The 17,238-nt window shown below is 48.6% G+C and carries 26 protein-coding genes; 12 read left to right on the top strand and 14 right to left on the bottom strand.

What is annotated here, in order from left to right:
• The first annotated feature begins 135 nt into the window (after positions 1 to 135).
• Positions 136 to 573: a universal stress protein gene (locus GN208_RS16925; RefSeq protein ID WP_004238583.1), complete on the top strand. Its 438-nt coding sequence runs from the start codon at positions 136 to 138 to the stop codon at positions 571 to 573.
• A gap of 49 nt (positions 574 to 622) precedes the next feature.
• On the opposite strand, the gene psiE is transcribed toward GN208_RS16925, so the two are convergent.
• The gene (gene psiE, locus GN208_RS16920) at positions 623 to 1,027 is read right to left on the bottom strand and encodes a phosphate-starvation-inducible protein PsiE (protein ID WP_170927039.1); all 405 of its coding nucleotides are present in this window, start codon (positions 1,025 to 1,027) and stop codon (positions 623 to 625) included.
• 135 nt (positions 1,028 to 1,162) lie between these two features.
• Positions 1,163 to 1,687: a serine protease inhibitor ecotin gene (gene eco, locus GN208_RS16915; RefSeq protein ID WP_004240879.1), complete on the bottom strand. Its 525-nt coding sequence runs from the start codon at positions 1,685 to 1,687 to the stop codon at positions 1,163 to 1,165.
• Between the two features lie 323 nt (positions 1,688 to 2,010).
• Between eco and GN208_RS16910 the strand changes: the two genes are divergently transcribed.
• Positions 2,011 to 2,223: a DUF465 domain-containing protein gene (locus GN208_RS16910; RefSeq protein ID WP_004238289.1), complete on the top strand. Its 213-nt coding sequence runs from the start codon at positions 2,011 to 2,013 to the stop codon at positions 2,221 to 2,223.
• A 143-nt stretch (positions 2,224 to 2,366) separates the two neighbouring features.
• Positions 2,367 to 2,615 carry a YecH family metal-binding protein gene (locus GN208_RS16905; RefSeq protein WP_004240880.1) on the top strand — a complete coding sequence of 83 codons (249 nt, stop codon included), beginning with the start codon at positions 2,367 to 2,369 and terminating at the stop codon, positions 2,613 to 2,615.
• 75 nt (positions 2,616 to 2,690) lie between these two features.
• Here GN208_RS16905 and GN208_RS16900 read toward each other — a convergent pair whose 3' ends face one another.
• Entirely contained in the window at positions 2,691 to 2,942 is a 252-nt protein-coding gene (locus GN208_RS16900) for a DinI family protein (RefSeq protein ID WP_004238291.1), read from the bottom strand.
• A gap of 119 nt (positions 2,943 to 3,061) precedes the next feature.
• Between GN208_RS16900 and GN208_RS16895 the strand changes: the two genes are divergently transcribed.
• On the top strand, positions 3,062 to 3,418 hold the full coding sequence (locus tag GN208_RS16895; RefSeq protein WP_015422908.1) for a nitrous oxide-stimulated promoter family protein: 357 nt from the start codon (positions 3,062 to 3,064) through the stop codon (positions 3,416 to 3,418).
• Here the strand turns inward: GN208_RS16895 and GN208_RS16890 are convergent.
• From GN208_RS16890 to modA, 5 genes are all read right to left on the bottom strand, one after another.
• Complete coding sequence (locus GN208_RS16890; protein ID WP_061057501.1) at positions 3,409 to 3,963, bottom strand: GNAT family N-acetyltransferase; 555 nt, start codon at positions 3,961 to 3,963, stop codon at positions 3,409 to 3,411. The two genes, GN208_RS16895 and GN208_RS16890, sit on opposite strands and share 10 nt — an antisense overlap.
• Before the next feature lie 71 nt (positions 3,964 to 4,034).
• Positions 4,035 to 4,751 carry a polymer-forming cytoskeletal protein gene (locus tag GN208_RS16885; RefSeq protein ID WP_061057502.1) on the bottom strand — a complete coding sequence of 239 codons (717 nt, stop codon included), beginning with the start codon at positions 4,749 to 4,751 and terminating at the stop codon, positions 4,035 to 4,037.
• Positions 4,752 to 5,171: 420 nt separating this feature from the next.
• Entirely contained in the window at positions 5,172 to 5,795 is a 624-nt protein-coding gene (locus GN208_RS16880) for an ATP-binding cassette domain-containing protein (RefSeq protein ID WP_004238296.1), read from the bottom strand.
• Positions 5,782 to 6,570: an ABC transporter permease gene (locus GN208_RS16875; RefSeq protein ID WP_004238298.1), complete on the bottom strand. Its 789-nt coding sequence runs from the start codon at positions 6,568 to 6,570 to the stop codon at positions 5,782 to 5,784. Before GN208_RS16875 ends, GN208_RS16880 begins: the two co-directional genes overlap by 14 nt.
• Before the next feature lie 14 nt (positions 6,571 to 6,584).
• A complete protein-coding gene (modA, locus tag GN208_RS16870) occupies positions 6,585 to 7,346 on the bottom strand; it encodes a molybdate ABC transporter substrate-binding protein (protein ID WP_004238300.1) in 762 nt (253 codons plus the stop codon).
• A gap of 629 nt (positions 7,347 to 7,975) precedes the next feature.
• Between modA and GN208_RS16865 the strand changes: the two genes are divergently transcribed.
• From GN208_RS16865 to GN208_RS16855, 3 genes are all read left to right on the top strand, one after another.
• Entirely contained in the window at positions 7,976 to 8,800 is an 825-nt protein-coding gene (locus GN208_RS16865) for an AraC family transcriptional regulator (RefSeq protein WP_015422911.1), read from the top strand.
• A gap of 335 nt (positions 8,801 to 9,135) precedes the next feature.
• Positions 9,136 to 9,633, top strand: a complete 498-nt coding sequence (locus GN208_RS16860) for a hypothetical protein (protein WP_225310054.1) — start codon at positions 9,136 to 9,138, stop codon at positions 9,631 to 9,633.
• Between the two features lie 150 nt (positions 9,634 to 9,783).
• Positions 9,784 to 10,158, top strand: a complete 375-nt coding sequence (locus GN208_RS16855; protein ID WP_004238304.1) for a hypothetical protein — start codon at positions 9,784 to 9,786, stop codon at positions 10,156 to 10,158.
• A 9-nt stretch (positions 10,159 to 10,167) separates the two neighbouring features.
• Here GN208_RS16855 and GN208_RS16850 read toward each other — a convergent pair whose 3' ends face one another.
• Positions 10,168 to 10,908: a cyclase family protein gene (locus GN208_RS16850; protein WP_004238305.1), complete on the bottom strand. Its 741-nt coding sequence runs from the start codon at positions 10,906 to 10,908 to the stop codon at positions 10,168 to 10,170.
• Between the two features lie 133 nt (positions 10,909 to 11,041).
• On the opposite strand from GN208_RS16850, the gene GN208_RS16845 reads away from it, so the two are divergent.
• The gene (locus tag GN208_RS16845) at positions 11,042 to 11,332 is read left to right on the top strand and encodes a putative quinol monooxygenase (RefSeq protein WP_004238308.1); all 291 of its coding nucleotides are present in this window, start codon (positions 11,042 to 11,044) and stop codon (positions 11,330 to 11,332) included.
• Positions 11,333 to 11,364: 32 nt separating this feature from the next.
• Here GN208_RS16845 and GN208_RS16840 read toward each other — a convergent pair whose 3' ends face one another.
• Together GN208_RS16840 and GN208_RS16835 are read right to left on the bottom strand one after the other, a co-directional pair.
• Positions 11,365 to 12,000 carry a glutathione S-transferase family protein gene (locus GN208_RS16840; protein WP_004238311.1) on the bottom strand — a complete coding sequence of 212 codons (636 nt, stop codon included), beginning with the start codon at positions 11,998 to 12,000 and terminating at the stop codon, positions 11,365 to 11,367.
• 74 nt (positions 12,001 to 12,074) lie between these two features.
• Positions 12,075 to 13,013 (bottom strand): LysR family transcriptional regulator, encoded by a 939-nt coding sequence (locus GN208_RS16835; protein ID WP_004238312.1) that lies wholly within the window; start codon positions 13,011 to 13,013, stop codon positions 12,075 to 12,077.
• Positions 13,014 to 13,126: 113 nt separating this feature from the next.
• On the opposite strand from GN208_RS16835, the gene GN208_RS16830 reads away from it, so the two are divergent.
• The 4 genes from GN208_RS16830 to GN208_RS16815 all read left to right on the top strand — a co-directional run bounded on the left by GN208_RS16830 (position 13,127) and on the right by GN208_RS16815 (position 15,105).
• Positions 13,127 to 13,579 carry a DMT family transporter gene (locus GN208_RS16830; RefSeq protein WP_004238313.1) on the top strand — a complete coding sequence of 151 codons (453 nt, stop codon included), beginning with the start codon at positions 13,127 to 13,129 and terminating at the stop codon, positions 13,577 to 13,579.
• Positions 13,579 to 14,007 carry a DMT family transporter gene (locus GN208_RS16825; RefSeq protein WP_004238314.1) on the top strand — a complete coding sequence of 143 codons (429 nt, stop codon included), beginning with the start codon at positions 13,579 to 13,581 and terminating at the stop codon, positions 14,005 to 14,007. The genes GN208_RS16830 and GN208_RS16825 overlap by 1 nt, the downstream gene beginning before the upstream one ends.
• A 79-nt stretch (positions 14,008 to 14,086) precedes the next feature.
• Positions 14,087 to 14,395, top strand: a complete 309-nt coding sequence (locus tag GN208_RS16820; RefSeq protein WP_004240892.1) for an antibiotic biosynthesis monooxygenase — start codon at positions 14,087 to 14,089, stop codon at positions 14,393 to 14,395.
• Positions 14,396 to 14,409: 14 nt separating this feature from the next.
• Complete coding sequence (locus GN208_RS16815) at positions 14,410 to 15,105, top strand: winged helix-turn-helix domain-containing protein (protein ID WP_004238317.1); 696 nt, start codon at positions 14,410 to 14,412, stop codon at positions 15,103 to 15,105.
• Here the strand turns inward: GN208_RS16815 and GN208_RS16810 are convergent, their stop codons facing one another.
• The 3 genes from GN208_RS16810 to GN208_RS16800 form a co-directional block, all read right to left on the bottom strand.
• Positions 15,106 to 15,372 (bottom strand): DUF2798 domain-containing protein, encoded by a 267-nt coding sequence (locus GN208_RS16810; protein WP_004238319.1) that lies wholly within the window; start codon positions 15,370 to 15,372, stop codon positions 15,106 to 15,108. It lies immediately after the preceding gene.
• Positions 15,373 to 15,553: 181 nt separating this feature from the next.
• On the bottom strand, positions 15,554 to 16,975 hold the full coding sequence (locus GN208_RS16805; protein WP_004238320.1) for a DKNYY domain-containing protein: 1,422 nt from the start codon (positions 16,973 to 16,975) through the stop codon (positions 15,554 to 15,556).
• A gap of 84 nt (positions 16,976 to 17,059) precedes the next feature.
• Positions 17,060 to 17,238, bottom strand: a 179-nt coding sequence (locus tag GN208_RS16800) for a TetR family transcriptional regulator C-terminal domain-containing protein (RefSeq protein ID WP_243828491.1), incomplete at its 5' end; no start/stop codon positions are given.

Below are 17,238 nucleotides of genomic sequence, written 5' to 3'. Positions count from 1 at the left end.
TTTTTATTATTGTTAATAATAAAAATAAACGATAGTTATTTTCATTTCACAAATTAAATAAGCTGCCGTCATGATCACAGCACACGCTGTCATTTTTTGTCATACTGTTACTGATTTCAGTTAACAGGAGGCTGTATGTACAACACGATTCTGGTTCCGATTGATATTCTTGAAGATGACCTGACAGACAAAATGCTGCCCCATGTGGAAGCACTGGCGAAAATTGATAATCCGAAGATCCACTTCTTTACCGTTATCCCTAACGTGGAAATGTTCTTCGGGGTGGAATACGCCTCAATGCCGGTCAGTATGCGGGAATCCGGAGAGCGCATTGAGCTGGCGCTTGCCGCACTGAAAGAAATTATTAAAGGAATTGCTGTGCCGGAAAGTCAGTACACCCTGCACGCGGCTATCGGATCAGCCAAAAACGAAATTCTCTCTTATGCCAAAGATATTAACGCCGACCTGATCCTGATGGGCTCTCACCGCCCGGGTGCGGCAACATTCCTGCTCGGCTCTACCGCCGCAACGATTGTCCGTCACGCCAAAACCTCGGTGATGGTTATCCGCTGATCCCGTCAGTCTGTTTATTCTGCCCCGCGTCACAGCGGGGCATGTTATTTCAGCTGCGTTTAAGCTTATCGGTATTTGCCAGATATAATGCCACGGTCAGCGCCAGTATTGACAGGGTATGCAGGAATGTCGCATTGGCATCTGAATGATCGACAATAATTAAACGCACCATCGCCGTAATGCCGATGTAGATAAAATAGCGCAGCGGAAAATGGTAGCCCGACGAAAAATACTTCACAATTAAGGCAATAAATTCAAAATAGAGGAAATAGGTCACGATACTGTCTAATAACAGATAGGTTGTTTTCTCCTGCGCGGAAAACAGCAGATTAATCAGCGTCAGTGTTTCCTTTCCCATAAATACAATCAGCAGCACACCTAAAATCAGCAGTGCAATATTCAGAACCCATTGCAGCACAGTTGCTATCTGGCGGGATGGCTGAAATTCCATAATCAATAGCCTCAGTGATAGACGACAATTACGCCCGTAAACAGTATGGGTTTAAGTGTACGACGAAATGATGACAGAACCGAATAAAAAACAAAAAACACGGCAGGCGCCGTGTTTTATGTATCAGATATTAACGGATTATTTGGCCGGTGCATCCAGCAGCTGATTATCCGTGCTCCAGATACGGTATTTTACTTCCACATCTTTCGGGGCGTACACCACAACCGGCAGGCGGCTGTTGTAACGGACGAATGCTTCGTCACCCAGGTTAGCGCTGACAAACGCTTCGCGTTTTTCATTATTGAGGCAGCCCATCATGGTGGACATCGGCCCGGTTAAGTCGCCGGTCTCATAATAGTCATAGCCGAAACCATCAACGGTTTTCTGTGTCAGCGTACCGCCGAACCACTGGTGGTTACAGTCCACCATCTGTTTTTTACCGATCACCAGCTCAATTTTGTACTGCCCTTCATCGGCTTTCGGCTCTACGGCAATCACATGGCGAACCTGATCTGACGCAGCCTGCGGGAAGTGTTTCAACTCACTCATGCCGTTGTCAGTTTTCACAATCTTCAGCGGCTCCATATCAGTGGTTTTTGCTTCTTCAGCATAAGCGCCTGCGGCAGCGAACATGGCCATAACAGGAAGGATCAATTTTTTCATCAAATAATTACCTTGTTTTATAAGTACATTTGATTATGAAATCGTCTCATAATCTTCATGCTGACTATTAAGAACATTATAATAATCTTTAGTTCACCGCCAGAGTAAAACACAGAATATTCTTACAAAATGGCAGATAATCTCAGATAAATCACCACTGCCAGTGTGTTAAACCAATAACTCTGCCGGATGCCATCATCACCATCAATAAATCACGATGTATTTATGCCATTTTGATCACGGATATAACGATACGCCCCATGCATTCCGGCGTACATTTGTTATACTGAAAAAGCTGTATTCCCCGTCAAACAGGAGGTTCTATGCCACTTGATCAGCAAGCCCTTATAGCACAGCTTAAAGATTCAAATCCTCGTTTTGCCGCACTGTATCTGAAACATCATCAGTTAAATAATGAAATTGCCGAGCTTGAAGGCCCGAACGGCGCAGGCTATAACGACAATGTCGTCCGGCTGAAAAAAGAAAAACTGCACGTAAAAGATGAGATGCAGCGCATTTTAACGGAGTGTCAGTAAGTTTCTCCCCTGTCAGATAACGCCCTTTCGCGGGCGTTATCTTATGTCTCCTTCCCTTTCGCACCATAATCTGACCTGACGCAATCTATTGCACATCAAAAGATGCATAATAATTACATCTTTACTATCCGACCGGAGTTATTATGTCTGAGAAAGCCTCTGTCCATGGCCACGAGGTCATGAATATGATTATTGAAAGCGGGAAGAATTACACCACAGAATCACTTATCGCCGATATTCACGCCACGTTCGGCGAAGATACCCGTTTCCATACCTGCTCGGCAGAGAATATGGATGCAAAAGCGCTGGTCAGTTTTCTGGCGGCACGCGGGAAGTTTATCGGTACTGAAGAGGGATTCAGCACATCGGCTGAGAAAATCTGTAATCACTGAACAGCGAAAAAAGACCGCTATCTCCCCTGAAGGCACAAAAACCGGGAGATAGCGTTTCCTGTAACAGGAAGAAAATCATGATTGCGCGTTGTCATCATCCATCCAGCTGTCATCTTCCCAGATGGTCTGAATAGTATCCATCAGCGACTGTTTATCGTCGGGGGATTTCACGCCGGAAATATTAATCGTGGTCTGACTGCTTTGCGCAATACGGAACTGCATATCCGGATATAACGGCAGGATCCGGCGTTTTAACTGGACTTCAAGGGACTGAATAAGATGCGCAGGCACTGCATTTCGTTTATCTAACAGAATTTCAATACGCATGATGTTGCTCTCCGTAAACTGTATGCATATACAGTATTTTATTTTTAAATAAAAAGAAAGCGAATTTTAAGCACAGTATTTAAATTTATGGGCTTTACAGCATGAAAGAGGAGTTTCTGATGGCCGGCAAACGTATTTTACGGGAAATAAAAACCGTTACCCGTATGGTGGAACTGTATGAACAGCGCCATCCGGCACCGGCAGATACTCCGGAACATTACCGCGATCTGCTGGCGTATGCAGTGAAACGGCTGGAAAAATGCCGTTACGGTGAAGACAAACCAGCCTGCAAACAGTGCCCGGTGCACTGTTATCAGCCAAAACCGCGGGAAGAGATGAAAGTGATTATGCGCTGGGCCGGGCCGCGTATGCTGTGGCATCATCCGATCCTGGCTGTCCGTCACCTTATTGATGACAAAAAGCCGGTACCGCCTCTGCCGCAGCGCCGCCGCTCGCCCCGCAATAATCAGGACTGACGCGCGCGGTATTCCGCCTGTGTGATCTTATACAGCACATGCGTCTGTAACGGATGCCCCTGTTCCAGTGACGGATGCAGAAACTCCCGCTGATACCGCATTCCCGTTTTCACCATCACCCGTTCAGAAGGCAGATTTACCTTCGCGGTAAACGCGACAATCTCCGGCATATTCAGCGTCATAAAGGCATGTTGCAGCACCGCGTTTGCCGCTTCGGTTGCATAACCTTTACCGTGAAAGCGTTTCGCCAGACGCCAGCCGATTTCAGTACACGGACTGAAATCAAACGGCGCGGACGGGATATTAAGACCAACAAACCCGGTAAATTCCCCGCTGCTTTTTTCTTCCGCCACCCATAGCCCGAATGCTTTCTGCCGTTCAAAACGACGGGTAATTTCATCCGCCATCGCATCACTTTCTGCCGCACTCAGGCAGGCCGGAAAAAAGCGCATAACGTCCGGATCCGCATTCAGTGCACGGAACGGTGCATAATCATCCGGTGTCCAGGGACGCAGGTGCAGACGCGGGGTACCAAGAGTAAGCATATAATCCTCCGGTTCATTCAGTCATAAAATATACCGGAGGAGTATAACGGATTTACGTGAGGGCGGCGCGGTTACACGCGCTTAAAGACAGACGGGACTGTCTGCGGCTCTTTGTTTTTTCCGTTACCGTTCTGTGACGACGATTTCGGCGCGGATTCCTGTGATTTTTCCGCCGCTGCGTCTGATTTTTCAGACTGCTTCAGCTCAGTCACTGCTGCCGGCTTATTATTTTCCGGGCGGGACTGCGGTGCCTGTGCTGCGGCAGCCGCTTTACCGGCAGGGGCATACGGCTCTGACTGGCCGATAAAGGTACCGCCTTTGCGGATAGAGAAATTAGAGGCGCGGCAGACGCCGTTAAGCTCACCGTGCTCAAGAATTTCCAGCTGTTCGACGGTACAGGTGCCGGTCAGCACGCCGTCAATCAGCAGGGTTTCGGCAAAAATATCCCCTTCCACCACACCGGACTGCATAATGCTGACCGAGCCGGAACGGGCTTTGATTTGTCCCTTAATTTTACCCCAGATTTGCAGATTACCGCTGATTTCAACATCACCGGTCAGGCGGGTTTCTTTGCTGATCACCGTCGGCTGGCGGGATTCAAGAGACGCCAGCGGACGCTGTTTCTCTTCACCACGAGCTGACAGCAACTGGGTAATTTCATTTGCCTGAGCACTGAGTTCAGCCGCTTTTCGTTCTTCTTCTTCTTCTCTTTCTTCTCTGGTTTTTTGCAACGGTGCCGCAACCGGCTCCGTTTCAGGGGTATCTGCTTGTTTTTTCTTACCGAACATGACGTTTTTCCTTTTCCTTTCCGGGAGAATCGTAATAGCACAGATAACGGCGGCGATACCTGTTAAATAAACAGGCCACGATGCGTGCCCGGCTATCACTGCATACAGTAACAATCCCCATAAAAACCAAAGGGATGTCAGCATAATATTAAGCATGGCAGACCTTTGTGATGGTATTTTTACGTTACGGAAGATACTTTTGCATATTGTACGCAGCCGCCGCGCCGGTAAAGGGCGGATTAAGACCAGTATCAGTATGTAATCAGGGAAATAGAGAAAGCGGTGACTATAGCCGGATACACTCCGTGTACCCTGTGACAGCATCCCTTCATTACAATCCGTCACCGCCCTCTCAGGGGTCTACCTTAACTGAAGAGGGCAGAATAAAAATATCACAATTACGACAGGATTTTATCCCTCTCAGGCCCCTTTAGTCCCCCGGATTTTTCCGCCTTCTGCCGCTAAGCGGTATTGTGCCAGCGCCTCTGCCTCTTCAGGTTCATGCGTGACCAGAATCGTGGTGATCCCTTCTTCTTTCAGCAGATTAATCTGCGGCCATAACTGCCTGCGGGTCGCCCAATCCAGCCCGGAAAACGGTTCGTCCAGCAACAGCAGTGCCGGCGGTGAGATCAGTGCGCGGGCCAGTGCCACCCGCTGCTGTTCCCCGCCGGAAATCTGATGCGGAAAACGCGCCGCCAGATGTGCCACCTGCATTTTATCCAGCAGTGCCAGAGCCTGTGATTTGTCCCGCTTTAACCCGGCGGCATACTGTGCCAGCCGTAAATTGCCCAGAACCGTCAGCCACGGAAACAGCCACAGCCGCTGATTAAGATAACGGCAGGGGCGTTTCCAGACCGGCAGCGGATCCAGGGGAACATCCCCGAGCCGGATGGAGCCCTGATAAGGCAGATAACCGGCAATGCAGTTCAGTAATGTGGTTTTTCCGCTGCCGGAAGGGCCGCAGATCGCGGTACATTGTGCGCGCGGCAGTGTCAGCGAGAGATCCTGCAGGATCCCCGCACTCAGATGTTCAACGTGCAGCATGTGAAGGTTGCCTTTTCAGCCGGTGCAATGCGACCAGCAAAACAATCGCCAGTGCCATCAGGATCAGCGCGCAGCCGAGCGCGAGTGAAAAATCACCGCTGGCAATATTAAGATAAATTGCCATTGGCAGAGTTTCGGTTTTAAAGCGGGTGGCACCGGCCAGCATCAGTGTGGCACCGAACTCCCCCAGCGCCCGGGAGTAGGCGAGGATCCCGCCGCTCAGCAATCCCTGCAGACACAACGGAATTTCCGCCAGCAGCAGGGTTTTTCCGGGGGTCAGCCCGAGATTCATTGCCGTGCGGACATATGCCGGATCCACCGAGGCAAACGCCCCCTGCGCCGAACGGTACAGAACCGCTGACGCGACATAGGTCTGGGCAATAATCACACCCACCGGGGAAAACAGCCAGCGCCCCAACTGCGGGAAAATTCCGGCCAGCGGGCCCTGACTGCCCAGCAGCAGTAACAACCCGATACCAATCACCAGCGGCGGCGTGACCAGCGGGACATCAAACAGCGCATCCGCCACCCGCTTGCCGGGGAAATCCCCCCGCACCATCACCCAGGCGGCCGGTACGGCAATCAGAAATGCCAGTACCAGCGATGTCAGTGAGGTTGCCAGCGACATCAGCACCGCAAAATGAAATTCAGGGTCAGTAATCAGCTTAGTCAGCAACGCCGGCGTTACCTGAAACAGTAACGCCAGCAGAGACCCGGTAATCAGACACAACAACAGTAACAGGGGCACCAGCGCCCATTTCATCACCGGATACATCGGTAATACCGGAATCAGTGTGCATCAGCCGGTCTGACCGGCAGAAAACCATAATCGGTGAAGGCTTTGATCCCTTCCGGAGAGGAAAAATACTCCGCCAGTTGTTTTGCTTCTGCCGGGGATGCACTGGTGCTGAGTACCGCCAGCGTAGCCACCTCTTCCGGGCTGCCTTCCGGTGACGGCAGAATAATCAGTTTATCGTGGTTTTTCATGGCATCGGCGCGGCCGATAACCGCAGCATCCACCTCACCGTTAAGCAGATACATCGACAGGTGTTTAATCGTTGCCGCCCGGACAATGACTTTTTCCCGCAGTGCATCACCGTAACCGCTGGCATCCAGTAAAACTTCACCGCTGCGGCCCAGCGCAATGGCTTTCGGGTCCCCCATGCCGATACGCAGATTACTTGCGGCAAGATCTGCAATACTGTTAATTCCGTCTGCTTTATCTTTGCGTACTGCAATCACCGGAATATGCCGGACGATCGGATAACTGTCTGTCACCTGTTTTTCTTTCCGCAGCTTTTCCACGTAATCCGCTGATCCCGGGAAAAACAGATCACCCTGCTTTGTCAGTTCAAACCGGGTCAGGATCTGTCCGGAACCGCCATATTCCACCGTTACCGTATTACCGGTCTCTCTTTCAAACTGGCTGATCACCTTTTCAACCGGCGGGCGCAGACCGGCGCCGGCATACATATGTAACTCAGCGGCCACCGCGGCCGGTACGGAACAACAGAACAGTAATGCGGAGAGCATCAGACGACGGGACGACATAGTAACCTCACTCGTTATATATTTTTTTATATAATGATTAAAAACGGTGAGTGGTGCAAGGGACAGTCATCACGAAACGGCGTATCATCTGTCATGTCCGGTGGCGTTACCCGCCGGAAATAATCCGCGATACAAATAATATATAAATTATATATTCACCAGAAAAATTTTAATCAGCTATATGCAGCATAATAAAAACATAAAATTAAAAGTGATAACATCAATAATCATAACAGAAACAATCATTACATTTTTGCAGAGTAATACTCTGCCCTTCGCCGGTAACAACAGTATTAATTAATATCCGCTCAATATATCCATCAATAAAACAGATTCAATGATAATGAACTGTATATACACCCCACCCGCAAAAAAACATAACAACAACAAAACAGCATCATTTTAGAAACATAATTCATAATGACATTACTTGTTATTCAGTGAAGTTATTCATCATGTAAATAAAATAGCACCCAAACCAATAAATAAAGCCGTTAATGTCATAAAAACTAATTATCAAGTAGAAAAGCCCGATATTAGTTATATAATTATTTATACCGGATGGTTTGGCACTGTCCCTGTTATTTAATTTCCGAAAATTAAGCCATATTGTTCACTCTGAGATGCCCATGAACTCACGTACTTTGACATCTGACAATAATAAAGAGATACAATCTGTTATTGTTGAGCCCGATATTTTCAATATTACCGAACAACAGGAAAAAGGTCTTTACCTTCTGATGTCCGGAAAAATGAAATGGCAGGATTGCATAAACTCATACACACTTAATGACAATGAAGTTATTTTCTCCAATCAGGGAAGCTATGCATACCAGCATATTTCCGGCGAAATTAACTTATTATGGGTTCCGCTGAACAACCATTTTCTGCGGGATTTTCTTCACCGTTTTTCTGATACTCTCAGCCACCTTCACCGTGTTACTGATCCGACATCCGGACTCATTTATTTTCCGCAGTCCGCTATGCTGAAAAACAGTATCAGCGGGTTTTATGATGCTTATTGTAATAATGCGCCATCACCGCTGATAAAGCTGAAGCTGGAGGAATTATTATTAATTATCGCCCTGAGTGAAGAAGGCACACGTCTGATGTCGGTATTGCGTCAGCTGAGTAACCGCCAGGCAGAACGTTTGCAGAGCTTCATGGAAAAGCACTATCTGAAAGACTGGAAGTTAAATGAATTTTCCAGAGAATTTGGTATGGGCCTGACAACATTCAAAGAGCTGTTCGGCTCGGTATACGGTACATCTCCGCGGGCATGGATAAGCGAACGGCGGTTGTTATTTTCCCATCAGCTTCTGCTCAATACCCAGATGAGTATCGTTGATGTCTCAATGGAAGCAGGGTTCTCAAGTCAGTCGTATTTTACCCAAAGCTACCGTAAGCGTTTCGGATTTACGCCCAGCAAAGCCCGGGGTAATCATATAAACTGACGAATTGTGATAAAAACAGAAAACAAAAATAATACCGGAAAAAAACGGGTCTGTTAAGCTGCGTTCCTTTGCTTCACTTTTATTCGCCAGAGGGATTTATGCTTAATAAAACGATGTATCATCTTTATCTGTCAGATGATCGAATATATAACTCAGAAGACTCCTGTAAAGAAAATGATTTATTATCTGAATATCTTACACGTCAGCAGGCAGACAACTTAAAAACAACAGATTGGTTCCGTCGCAGAAAGAAATGGAATATTCCTTTTCAGTATCATGACCTGACCATGATCAGACAGACAATACAGACTTACCCTGATAACTGGGATGCCTGTTTGTCTGACACAATTATATTATCTGCGTCCCGTTACTGGATTGATGGATTATTAAACGAAACGTATGAATACTGGATAAAAGACACACACCGTGAGCTGTGGGATCTGGAAGAAGAATATAATCAACGCAGAATAATAAACCGTCAGCTGGCTGCCCTGCATGCGCTGTACAGTGCATATTATCCGCAGACGGAGCAGTCAGAGCTGTCAGATATCAAAAACAGTTTCGCGGAGTCCGCACAGGATCTTTCCCGGACAGAGCATAATATTCACACTCTCCGGGGAGAAATTTCGTTCACGCTGCGTCATTTTGTTAATCTGTTCCGTGATGTTATTTATCATCATAAGTCCTTGCAGGACAACCGCATTCCGGACTATTTCCGTACTGCCGTACAGCTGATTTTGCAGCTGAAAAACAACAATGATGATGACCGGCTGTATCAGTGGCTGAACAGCCGCAATATCTGTCTGACGACAGATAAAATACACTGGTGCTGACAGCACCGGCAAATATACCGGATAAAGGGATAGCAATATCCCTTTTATCTGACTGCATATAGCAATAACAGATAAAAATAAAATAGTGACTACGACGGGAAATAACACACGAACGGCATTTGCCTGACAACCTCAAGAGGATTGATATTTATGTACCGTCACACTGAAACGACTGCTGTCACACCTGTGTTTACCGATGAACGCCGGTTGTTATGGCAGACACTGGAGACATTCCCTGCCGAAAGTCAGGAATACCGGGATATCTGTGTAAGTTTACTGGCTCCGGTGATTTGTGATCTGAAAAAAACAAAACATACCGGACAAATCACCAGAGACTCACTCTTACAAATCCTGTCCCACTATGATGAATACGGCGAACAGCAGGAATTTATTTTGTCCCGGCTGTGGCAGTCACTGCCGGCGTCATTATCTGACAGTGACCTGAAATCACTGATTGCCACCGAAATCAATCAGTTGCTCTATGTGAATAACCAACTGACTTTCTCTCAGTTTAATCTCCGCTGATACGCCGCATTAATCCGGCAAAATGGCAAATGACCGGACCGGGAACCCGCCTGCATTGTCCGGCTTTGCCACGATATTAAAAATCACCGCACCTTTGGCCGGGACTTTATCGAGATTGGTCAGCAGCTCTATCTGATACGCATCCTGATCCAATACAAAATATTCCGCCCGGAGTGCACTATTTTTGCGGAAATCCTGCGCCGAATCGGTATCAAAGGTTTCATGCCCCACGGCGCTGATCCCGCGCTCACGAAACAGAAATTCCAGTGCGTCCATTCCCCAGCCCGGAATATGGTTGTTGCCTTCCGCATCTTTATTATCCATCAGTGCCTGTGACGGCCAGCGTTTGCTCCAGTCCGTGCGCAATGCCACGAAACTGCCGCTTTCAATACGTCCGTGAATCTGTTCAAAAGCCAGTACATCGTCTGCGGATAGCGCAAAATCTGCATCTTTCTGTGCTCTGGCGGACTGATCAATCACCACCAGCGGCAACACCAGCTCTTTCAGTTCCAGATCATGCACAAAGCGCCGCCCCTGTACAAAATGGCACGGCGCATCAATATGGGTGCCGTACTGGCCGGGAAACGTAAACTGCTGGGCAAAAAAGCCGTCACGGTAATCAAACAGCGTTTTAAACTCCGCCGGTTCAAACATAAAAAAGTGCGGTGAGTCCGCATTAAATGCGTGTGTCAGGTCAATCCATTTTTTGGATTTCAACAGATTCACGGCTTCAGTTAATGATAATGACATTCTGCCCCCTCAATGTTATACCGGTAGTTGTTGTGATTTATGCTCTGGTTATCAGTCAGAATTTACACGGCTTGCCGGGGAAGTCATTTGCAGATATTTCATGTTGTTGTCCGCACCGGACAAGGGGAACACAATGTTAAAAGTGATTGCTGAAGATTTTATGCAGCCGGATGCCGTTGAGATCCTGATGCCGATGTATGAAGAACTGGTTGCCGCCACCCGCCGTGAGCCGCTGTGTATCAGTTATGATCTGTTTGTCGATCAGAAAGACCCGGGGCATTTTGTTTTTATCGAAACCTGGCCGGATCAGGCCGCGCTGGATGCCCATTGTGCCAGTGAGCACTTCCGCCGCCTGGTACCCGCCATTAATAAATATCAGCGTGCCGAACCGCGTTTTATCCTGATGGACAGCGCCGTTAAGTAATAATCAGGGCGGATATCCCCGCCCTTCCTGATTCAGTCGTGGTCGATTTTCGCTTCTTTCGCTGCCGCCTCACACCACTCAATGATGGCAGGATGCGCCAGGATCCGGTCAATCCATGTCTGTGCCGCCGCTGAAAACGGCAGCTGATAAGTCCGTGCCCGCAGGGCCACCGGCACATAAAAAGCATCCGCCGCACTGATATTTTCCCCTGCCAGCCACGGGCCACCGAACCGGGTTAATCCCTCACACCAGATCTTATCCAGACGCTGACACTCTTTCTGTAATTCCGGTGTCATCTCTGCGGCCGGGCGGCTTTCCGAGCAGTTCAGCGGGCACTCACGGCGCAGCGTGGTAAACCCGGAATGCATTTCTGCCGCGGCAGAGCGCGCCCAGGCACGGGCGGTTTTTTCCTGCGGCCAGACATGCGGATAATCCTCCGCAATATATTCACAGATTGCCAGAGAATCCCAGACCGTGGTATCCGCTGTCACCAGGCACGGCACCAGCCCGGACGGGGAAAAGCGGAGAAATTTCTCATAACTGCTGCCGCCCGGTACAAAGGTGGCCAACTGTTCATCAAACGGAATATTCAGGGCTTTCAGTAAAAACCAGGGTCTCAGCGACCAGGAAGAGTAATTTTTATTGGCGATCCACAATTGCAGAGACATATAACCCCTCTCAGTGAAATTAAAATAAATGATATAAACAGCAGGCTGATTGCCTTACCCAATGTATCCGGTTTTTATTCCGCTGCCTTAAAAAAGGATAAATCCTGTTCATATTCTTTCTGATAGTGCCCTTCCGTACCCAGCGTATCCTGCAAAAAATGTAAAAATGCGGAGACTTTTTTCGGCAGATATTCACGATCCGGATAAACCGCATAGATGTGATGCCGTGGCAGCAGGTATTCCGGCAGCAGCGGGATCAGCCGCCCGGCGCGGATATCCGGTGCCGCGATAAACTGCGGCAGCTGGCAGATCCCCGTTCCCTGTAAAACAGCCTGATGCAGCGCCAGACTGTTGTTGGCACGCAGAGTACCCTGCGGGGTAAAACGCACCACGTCTCCCCGGTGCAGAAATGTCCATGACTGACCGGCCTGAAAATAGCTGTAAAACAGGCAATTATGAGATTTCAGGTCAGTCAGATTCTGAGGTGTACCATGTTGTGCCAGATAGGCGGGAGACGCACACAACACGCTGCGGCAGGGAGATAACACGCGGGCAATCAGAGAGGAATCCTGTAATTCACCGATCCTGACAGCCAGATCAAACCCTTCCCCGACCAAATCCGTCAGTTTGTCATCAAATACCATTTCCGCCTGTAATGACGGCCAGCGCTGTAAAAATTCAGGTATTAATTTAGCCAGATGCAGACTGCCGAACACCGCCGGCGCACTGATTTTCAGTGTGCCGTCAACCTCACGGCTGTAATGTGACAACGCATCCTGCCCGTCCAGCACCGCCTGATGGGCTTTTTTCAGATAGGTGTAATAAAGCTGTCCGGCTTCAGTCAGTTGTAAATGGCGCGTGGAACGGGTGACCAGCCGGATGCCGGTTTGAGTCTCCAGCGCCGCCAGTTTTTTACTGACCGCCGATTTGGTCATATGCAGATATTCTGCTGCTTTTGTCAGGCTTCCCTGCTCGGTGATCGCAATAAACACCGGTAAAAGTGAAAAATCCATCGCAGCCCCTTTATTGTCAACTTACAGGAAACTCTATTTTTCTTTTTATAGCGTTTATTCCGGGCCCCGGCAATCTCTATACTCTCTCCGTCCGCAATAAAGTGAAAATAACGATGAAAAAAGAGATCCTGTTACCGCTGATAGCCTTACTTTCCGGGGTATTACTCACCCTGATGATTATGAGCAACAGCTATTTATCCACCTTTACTTCTCCGCTGCACGCCTCCTGGCTGACACACGGCATCGGTGCCATTGTTGCCCTGATTATCTGGCTGACAGTGAAAAAGCACCTGCCGACACGCCACGCCGGTACAAAAATGCCGCTGTGGTGCTATCTCGGCGGGATACCCGGTGCGTTTACCGTACTGCTGGCGGCGATCACCGTTAACAGCCCGCTGTCACTCTCCGGCTCGATTGTACTGATGCTTGCGGGGCAGATAGTGACCGGGCTGATTATCGACCATTTTGGTCTGATGGGACTGACACGGCGCAAAGTGACAAGCCGCGACGGGCTGACACTGCTGCTGTTATTCAGCGGCTGTATTTTGATCATTGCAGGAAAATAATGATGTTACTGTTTTATATTACTATCGCGCTGACAAATGGCATTTGTATTATTTTCAGCCGCAGTATTAACGGCAGATTATCTCAGAGCAGCAATGCGTTTTATGCCTCGCTGGTTAATCATATTGCCGGTTTTATCTTTCTGAGTGTGGTTGTACTGTTTTACCTGCCGCAGTTCCCCGTCACACTGAACAGTATTCCGCTGATTACATTCACCGGCGGTATTATCGGTGCCTGTTTCGTGGTGATAAACAGTTATATTCTGCCGCTGCTCGGCGCCACACTGACCACCATTCTGGCTATCTGCGGCCAGGTATTATCCGGCTTTATTATCGATATCATACAGCACGGCATGCCGTCACATCTGCTGATGCAGATAACCGGTGTCATCTTAATCCTGCTGGCTATCGCTGTCCGCTACCGGAAGTAATTTTTCTTATTTCGTTACTCAGCGAAGTGTTTTCTCTGTGCTTCCGATATGATTAGCCGGACTGCATAAGGAGAATCCCATGTTTGCTGTAATTTTTGAAGTAACTATGCCGGAAAACAAACAATCCCGCTATCTGGATATCGCTGCCGGATTACGCCCGCTGCTCAGTGACGCAGAGGGCTTTATCTCCATTGAACGTTTTGCCAGCCTGAGCACACCCGGTAAATTATTGTCGCTCTCATTATGGGAAGACGAGGCTTCTCTGCTGAAATGGAAACAAAACCTGCAGCACCGGCAGGCTCAGGAAGAAGGTAAAGCGGATATTTTCTCTTTTTACCGCATCCGTATTGCTGAGATCACCCGTGAATATGACTTCGGGCAGGAATAACCGGCGGAGCTGATATGTCAGAAGAACACGCACCTGAGTTAGAAACCGCGCTTGCCGGTGTGGCTGCGGCACTGGCTGATCCGTCCCGTATCCGCATGCTCTGCGCCCTGATGGACGGCAGAGCCTGGACAGCAACTGAACTGAGCATTGCCGCGGATATCAGTGCCTCCACCGCCAGCGCCCATCTGGCAAAACTGGTCGCCGGAAAGCTGATCATCTGTATTCCGCAGGGGCGTCACCGCTATTATCAGCTGGCCGGATTAAACGTGGCCGAAATCATCGAAAAAATGATGAATCTCACCGGTATTCCGGTAACAGCCGCCATCCGCAAATCCTCCGCCCCGCCGCATTTACGGCAGGCCAGAACCTGTTATGACCATCTGGCCGGGGAAACGGCGGTGGCTGTGTATGATGCGATGCAGGAAAAAGGGTGGATAACCGCTGACGGTACTATGCTGACAACGGCGGGAGAATCTGCACTGACCGCACTCGGGCTGCCTGCCGCTCACACGGTAAAACGGGTTTTCTGCTGCGGCTGTCTGGACTGGAGTGAACGCCGGTTTCACCTCGGTGGCTATCTGGGCGCCGCCCTCTTCACTCACTGTGAGCAACAGGGCTGGCTGACCCGCACACCGGGCTACCGTGAAGTGACAATTACCGGAAAAGGAAAAAAACAATTCCGGCAATGGTTAGGGATTCAGATCCCGTAATTATGAACTTCTGACCAGTAATAACGATAATTTACGGGCGAACGGCAGAACAAATAAGACGGTCGGGAATGCAATGGCCCAGGATATACCCCATGACGTCAGCCACGGGGAAACCAGCAGCCAGGAGAATCCCAGCGCTTTGACGGTACTGATAAACGAAACAATACCACTCATAACCAGCGATAAGAAAAAAGGCACCAGGAAGATTAACGCGCGCTGAGGCAGCTTCGGAAAACCTAAAATATAGTTTTTGTCCTGAAAAGACATAGACGACTCCGTATAGTGACGACACAACAACACATAACTGTTGTAATGCACAAAGTTACATGCGTTGATTAACGTAAACGCTTACGGGTCAGAGAATTGACCTTTGATGGCGCTATTCTATGAATCTGAATGTGTTTGTCAAATGCAATTTATTCTCAATAAGAAAAATAATTGCGGTTACTCAGTCATCATCAGAAAAATTCAGGAAACTGAACATACTCTCTTTATAACGGGTAGTGGCCTTCAGCATTTCTGTACCAGAAATATCCTGCAAACGCCCGTCATGCGCCATTTTCCGGAGGTCATCAACCCGGAGGTCATCACTCAGCAGCGCGCGTACCGTCATATTATCCGGAATTAAATAGATCGGTCCGCGCATAAGCTGTGATGCGCCCAGCCGGTCAAAATAATAATATTGTCCGCCTTTCTGCCAGACCTCCCCGTAATGGTGAGAAGTAATATCGCCGATTTTTTCCCAGTTATCCGTTGTATTATCACCGAGACGATAAAGTATCGTACTGCGGGAAATAAGACCCGGTGATTTCCGGCCGCCCCATGATTCTGAACCCTGCAAATACCGGGTTTCATTGCCGCAGGTGAAAATCAGCGGTGATATTTCCCGGCAACTATCCTGCAATGGCGGATTATCACCGGCGCGGCGGATTTTTTCTTTTTTCCGGTCATAAAAGTAAACGCCATTCCGGGATAAAAACAATCCCTGATTTACATGCTGACCATAGTAACTGATCACGCGGTAAGGCGCATATTCCGGCGGGAACATGACATTATTCATGGCCGCCTGACCGGTTTGCGGATCAAATAAATAGGCTTCCTGAAATAAATTACCGAGGTAAAAACCATACAGTGATTCTGTATCTTTCAGCGGTAATAAATGGCGCTGATAATAAACATGTTCCCCGTCGTGATAAAACACCCTGCTCTCACGCACTGATTTATCATTCTGCCGGACAGCCACAGGACGCAATGTCTCCGGGTTTGCCGCCGGCATTAATTTACCGTCAAAGAAAACCTGTTCTCCGTTACTGACAAGCCCGGAATCCGCTGATATCCGGTAAGGTGTGGCAGACGGTGGCAACTGTTGCTGCGGATAATAGTAAGTCAGAGGCTTATCACTCAGTCCCCAGCCGTAACGCCATTGCTGATACAGCTTTTGCAGGCCGGTCAGTTCATTATTTATCCGCGTATAAGGGGCACAGAAAACCGTATTTTTACCATCCGTAAAATAGCCATTCCCGATAGTAACCGCCGTCTGAGGATTAAAATCCGCGACGGGAAGATTACCGCACCAGGCGTGATATTTATCGGCTGCAAATTGCCGGCCATTGTGGTTGTTATTGTCAGGCAATAATCTGAAACTGTCCGGGTCCGCACCGGGGATTAAAAAATACCCGTCAGACGGAACAGCGGCATACACCCGACCGTCATACAATGTAAAAACGGAGTGCCCGAATGATTTCCCGTTCCGGTCAATATCGTAATACGGTGTTTTATCCATGGCCAGAATGATCCCGGATATAAACAGGACGGAGACCAGCATAATGCCGGACATAATGATAAGAACAAGGCGTTTGCGGGCTTTCATAGGATGGAAATAGTATCCGAAAGCATTGCCGTCTGCTATCAGAGAAAACCATTTTTCAGCCCGGAATCATCATCTTTCCGGCTGTTATACCAGTATCTGCTTCATAAAAATTGTAATAAACAGATCCAGCGGTTCACCATTACGGGTCAGTTTGGCACGCATTACCGCCCCTTCCCAGCCCGTCCAGAAAAAAGCCGCCATTTGCCTGCAATCTGTATTTACGGAAATAAGATTTTGAGCCTGTGCTTCCAGAAGACAATTAT

The sequence above is a fragment of the Morganella sp. HSTU-ASny43 genome, assembly GCF_022819185.1.
GTDB classification, from domain to species: domain Bacteria; phylum Pseudomonadota; class Gammaproteobacteria; order Enterobacterales; family Enterobacteriaceae; genus Morganella; species Morganella morganii.
The sequence above is the reverse complement of the archived record's forward strand: the minus strand, read 5'-3'. Positions and strand labels throughout refer to the sequence as shown.

Excerpts from the sequence above, each read along its gene's own strand:
- GN208_RS16925 (WP_004238583.1), top strand. The coding sequence starts at position 136 with ATGTACAACACGATTCTGGTTCCGATTGATATTCTTGAAGATGACCTG.
- eco (WP_004240879.1), bottom strand. The coding sequence starts at position 1,687 with ATGAAAAAATTGATCCTTCCTGTTATGGCCATGTTCGCTGCCGCAGGC.
- GN208_RS16910 (WP_004238289.1), top strand. The coding sequence starts at position 2,011 with ATGCCACTTGATCAGCAAGCCCTTATAGCACAGCTTAAAGATTCAAAT.
- GN208_RS16905 (WP_004240880.1), top strand. The coding sequence starts at position 2,367 with ATGTCTGAGAAAGCCTCTGTCCATGGCCACGAGGTCATGAATATGATT.
- GN208_RS16900 (WP_004238291.1), bottom strand. The coding sequence starts at position 2,942 with ATGCGTATTGAAATTCTGTTAGATAAACGAAATGCAGTGCCTGCGCAT.
- GN208_RS16895 (WP_015422908.1), top strand. The coding sequence starts at position 3,062 with ATGGCCGGCAAACGTATTTTACGGGAAATAAAAACCGTTACCCGTATG.
- GN208_RS16890 (WP_061057501.1), bottom strand. The coding sequence starts at position 3,963 with ATGCTTACTCTTGGTACCCCGCGTCTGCACCTGCGTCCCTGGACACCG.
- GN208_RS16885 (WP_061057502.1), bottom strand. The coding sequence starts at position 4,751 with ATGTTCGGTAAGAAAAAACAAGCAGATACCCCTGAAACGGAGCCGGTT.
- GN208_RS16880 (WP_004238296.1), bottom strand. The coding sequence starts at position 5,795 with ATGCTGCACGTTGAACATCTGAGTGCGGGGATCCTGCAGGATCTCTCG.
- GN208_RS16875 (WP_004238298.1), bottom strand. The coding sequence starts at position 6,570 with ATGTATCCGGTGATGAAATGGGCGCTGGTGCCCCTGTTACTGTTGTTG.
- modA (WP_004238300.1), bottom strand. The coding sequence starts at position 7,346 with ATGTCGTCCCGTCGTCTGATGCTCTCCGCATTACTGTTCTGTTGTTCC.
- GN208_RS16865 (WP_015422911.1), top strand. The coding sequence starts at position 7,976 with ATGAACTCACGTACTTTGACATCTGACAATAATAAAGAGATACAATCT.
- GN208_RS16855 (WP_004238304.1), top strand. The coding sequence starts at position 9,784 with ATGTACCGTCACACTGAAACGACTGCTGTCACACCTGTGTTTACCGAT.
- GN208_RS16850 (WP_004238305.1), bottom strand. The coding sequence starts at position 10,908 with ATGTCATTATCATTAACTGAAGCCGTGAATCTGTTGAAATCCAAAAAA.
- GN208_RS16845 (WP_004238308.1), top strand. The coding sequence starts at position 11,042 with ATGTTAAAAGTGATTGCTGAAGATTTTATGCAGCCGGATGCCGTTGAG.
- GN208_RS16840 (WP_004238311.1), bottom strand. The coding sequence starts at position 12,000 with ATGTCTCTGCAATTGTGGATCGCCAATAAAAATTACTCTTCCTGGTCG.
- GN208_RS16835 (WP_004238312.1), bottom strand. The coding sequence starts at position 13,013 with ATGGATTTTTCACTTTTACCGGTGTTTATTGCGATCACCGAGCAGGGA.
- GN208_RS16830 (WP_004238313.1), top strand. The coding sequence starts at position 13,127 with ATGAAAAAAGAGATCCTGTTACCGCTGATAGCCTTACTTTCCGGGGTA.
- GN208_RS16825 (WP_004238314.1), top strand. The coding sequence starts at position 13,579 with ATGATGTTACTGTTTTATATTACTATCGCGCTGACAAATGGCATTTGT.
- GN208_RS16820 (WP_004240892.1), top strand. The coding sequence starts at position 14,087 with ATGTTTGCTGTAATTTTTGAAGTAACTATGCCGGAAAACAAACAATCC.
- GN208_RS16815 (WP_004238317.1), top strand. The coding sequence starts at position 14,410 with ATGTCAGAAGAACACGCACCTGAGTTAGAAACCGCGCTTGCCGGTGTG.
- GN208_RS16810 (WP_004238319.1), bottom strand. The coding sequence starts at position 15,372 with ATGTCTTTTCAGGACAAAAACTATATTTTAGGTTTTCCGAAGCTGCCT.
- GN208_RS16805 (WP_004238320.1), bottom strand. The coding sequence starts at position 16,975 with ATGAAAGCCCGCAAACGCCTTGTTCTTATCATTATGTCCGGCATTATG.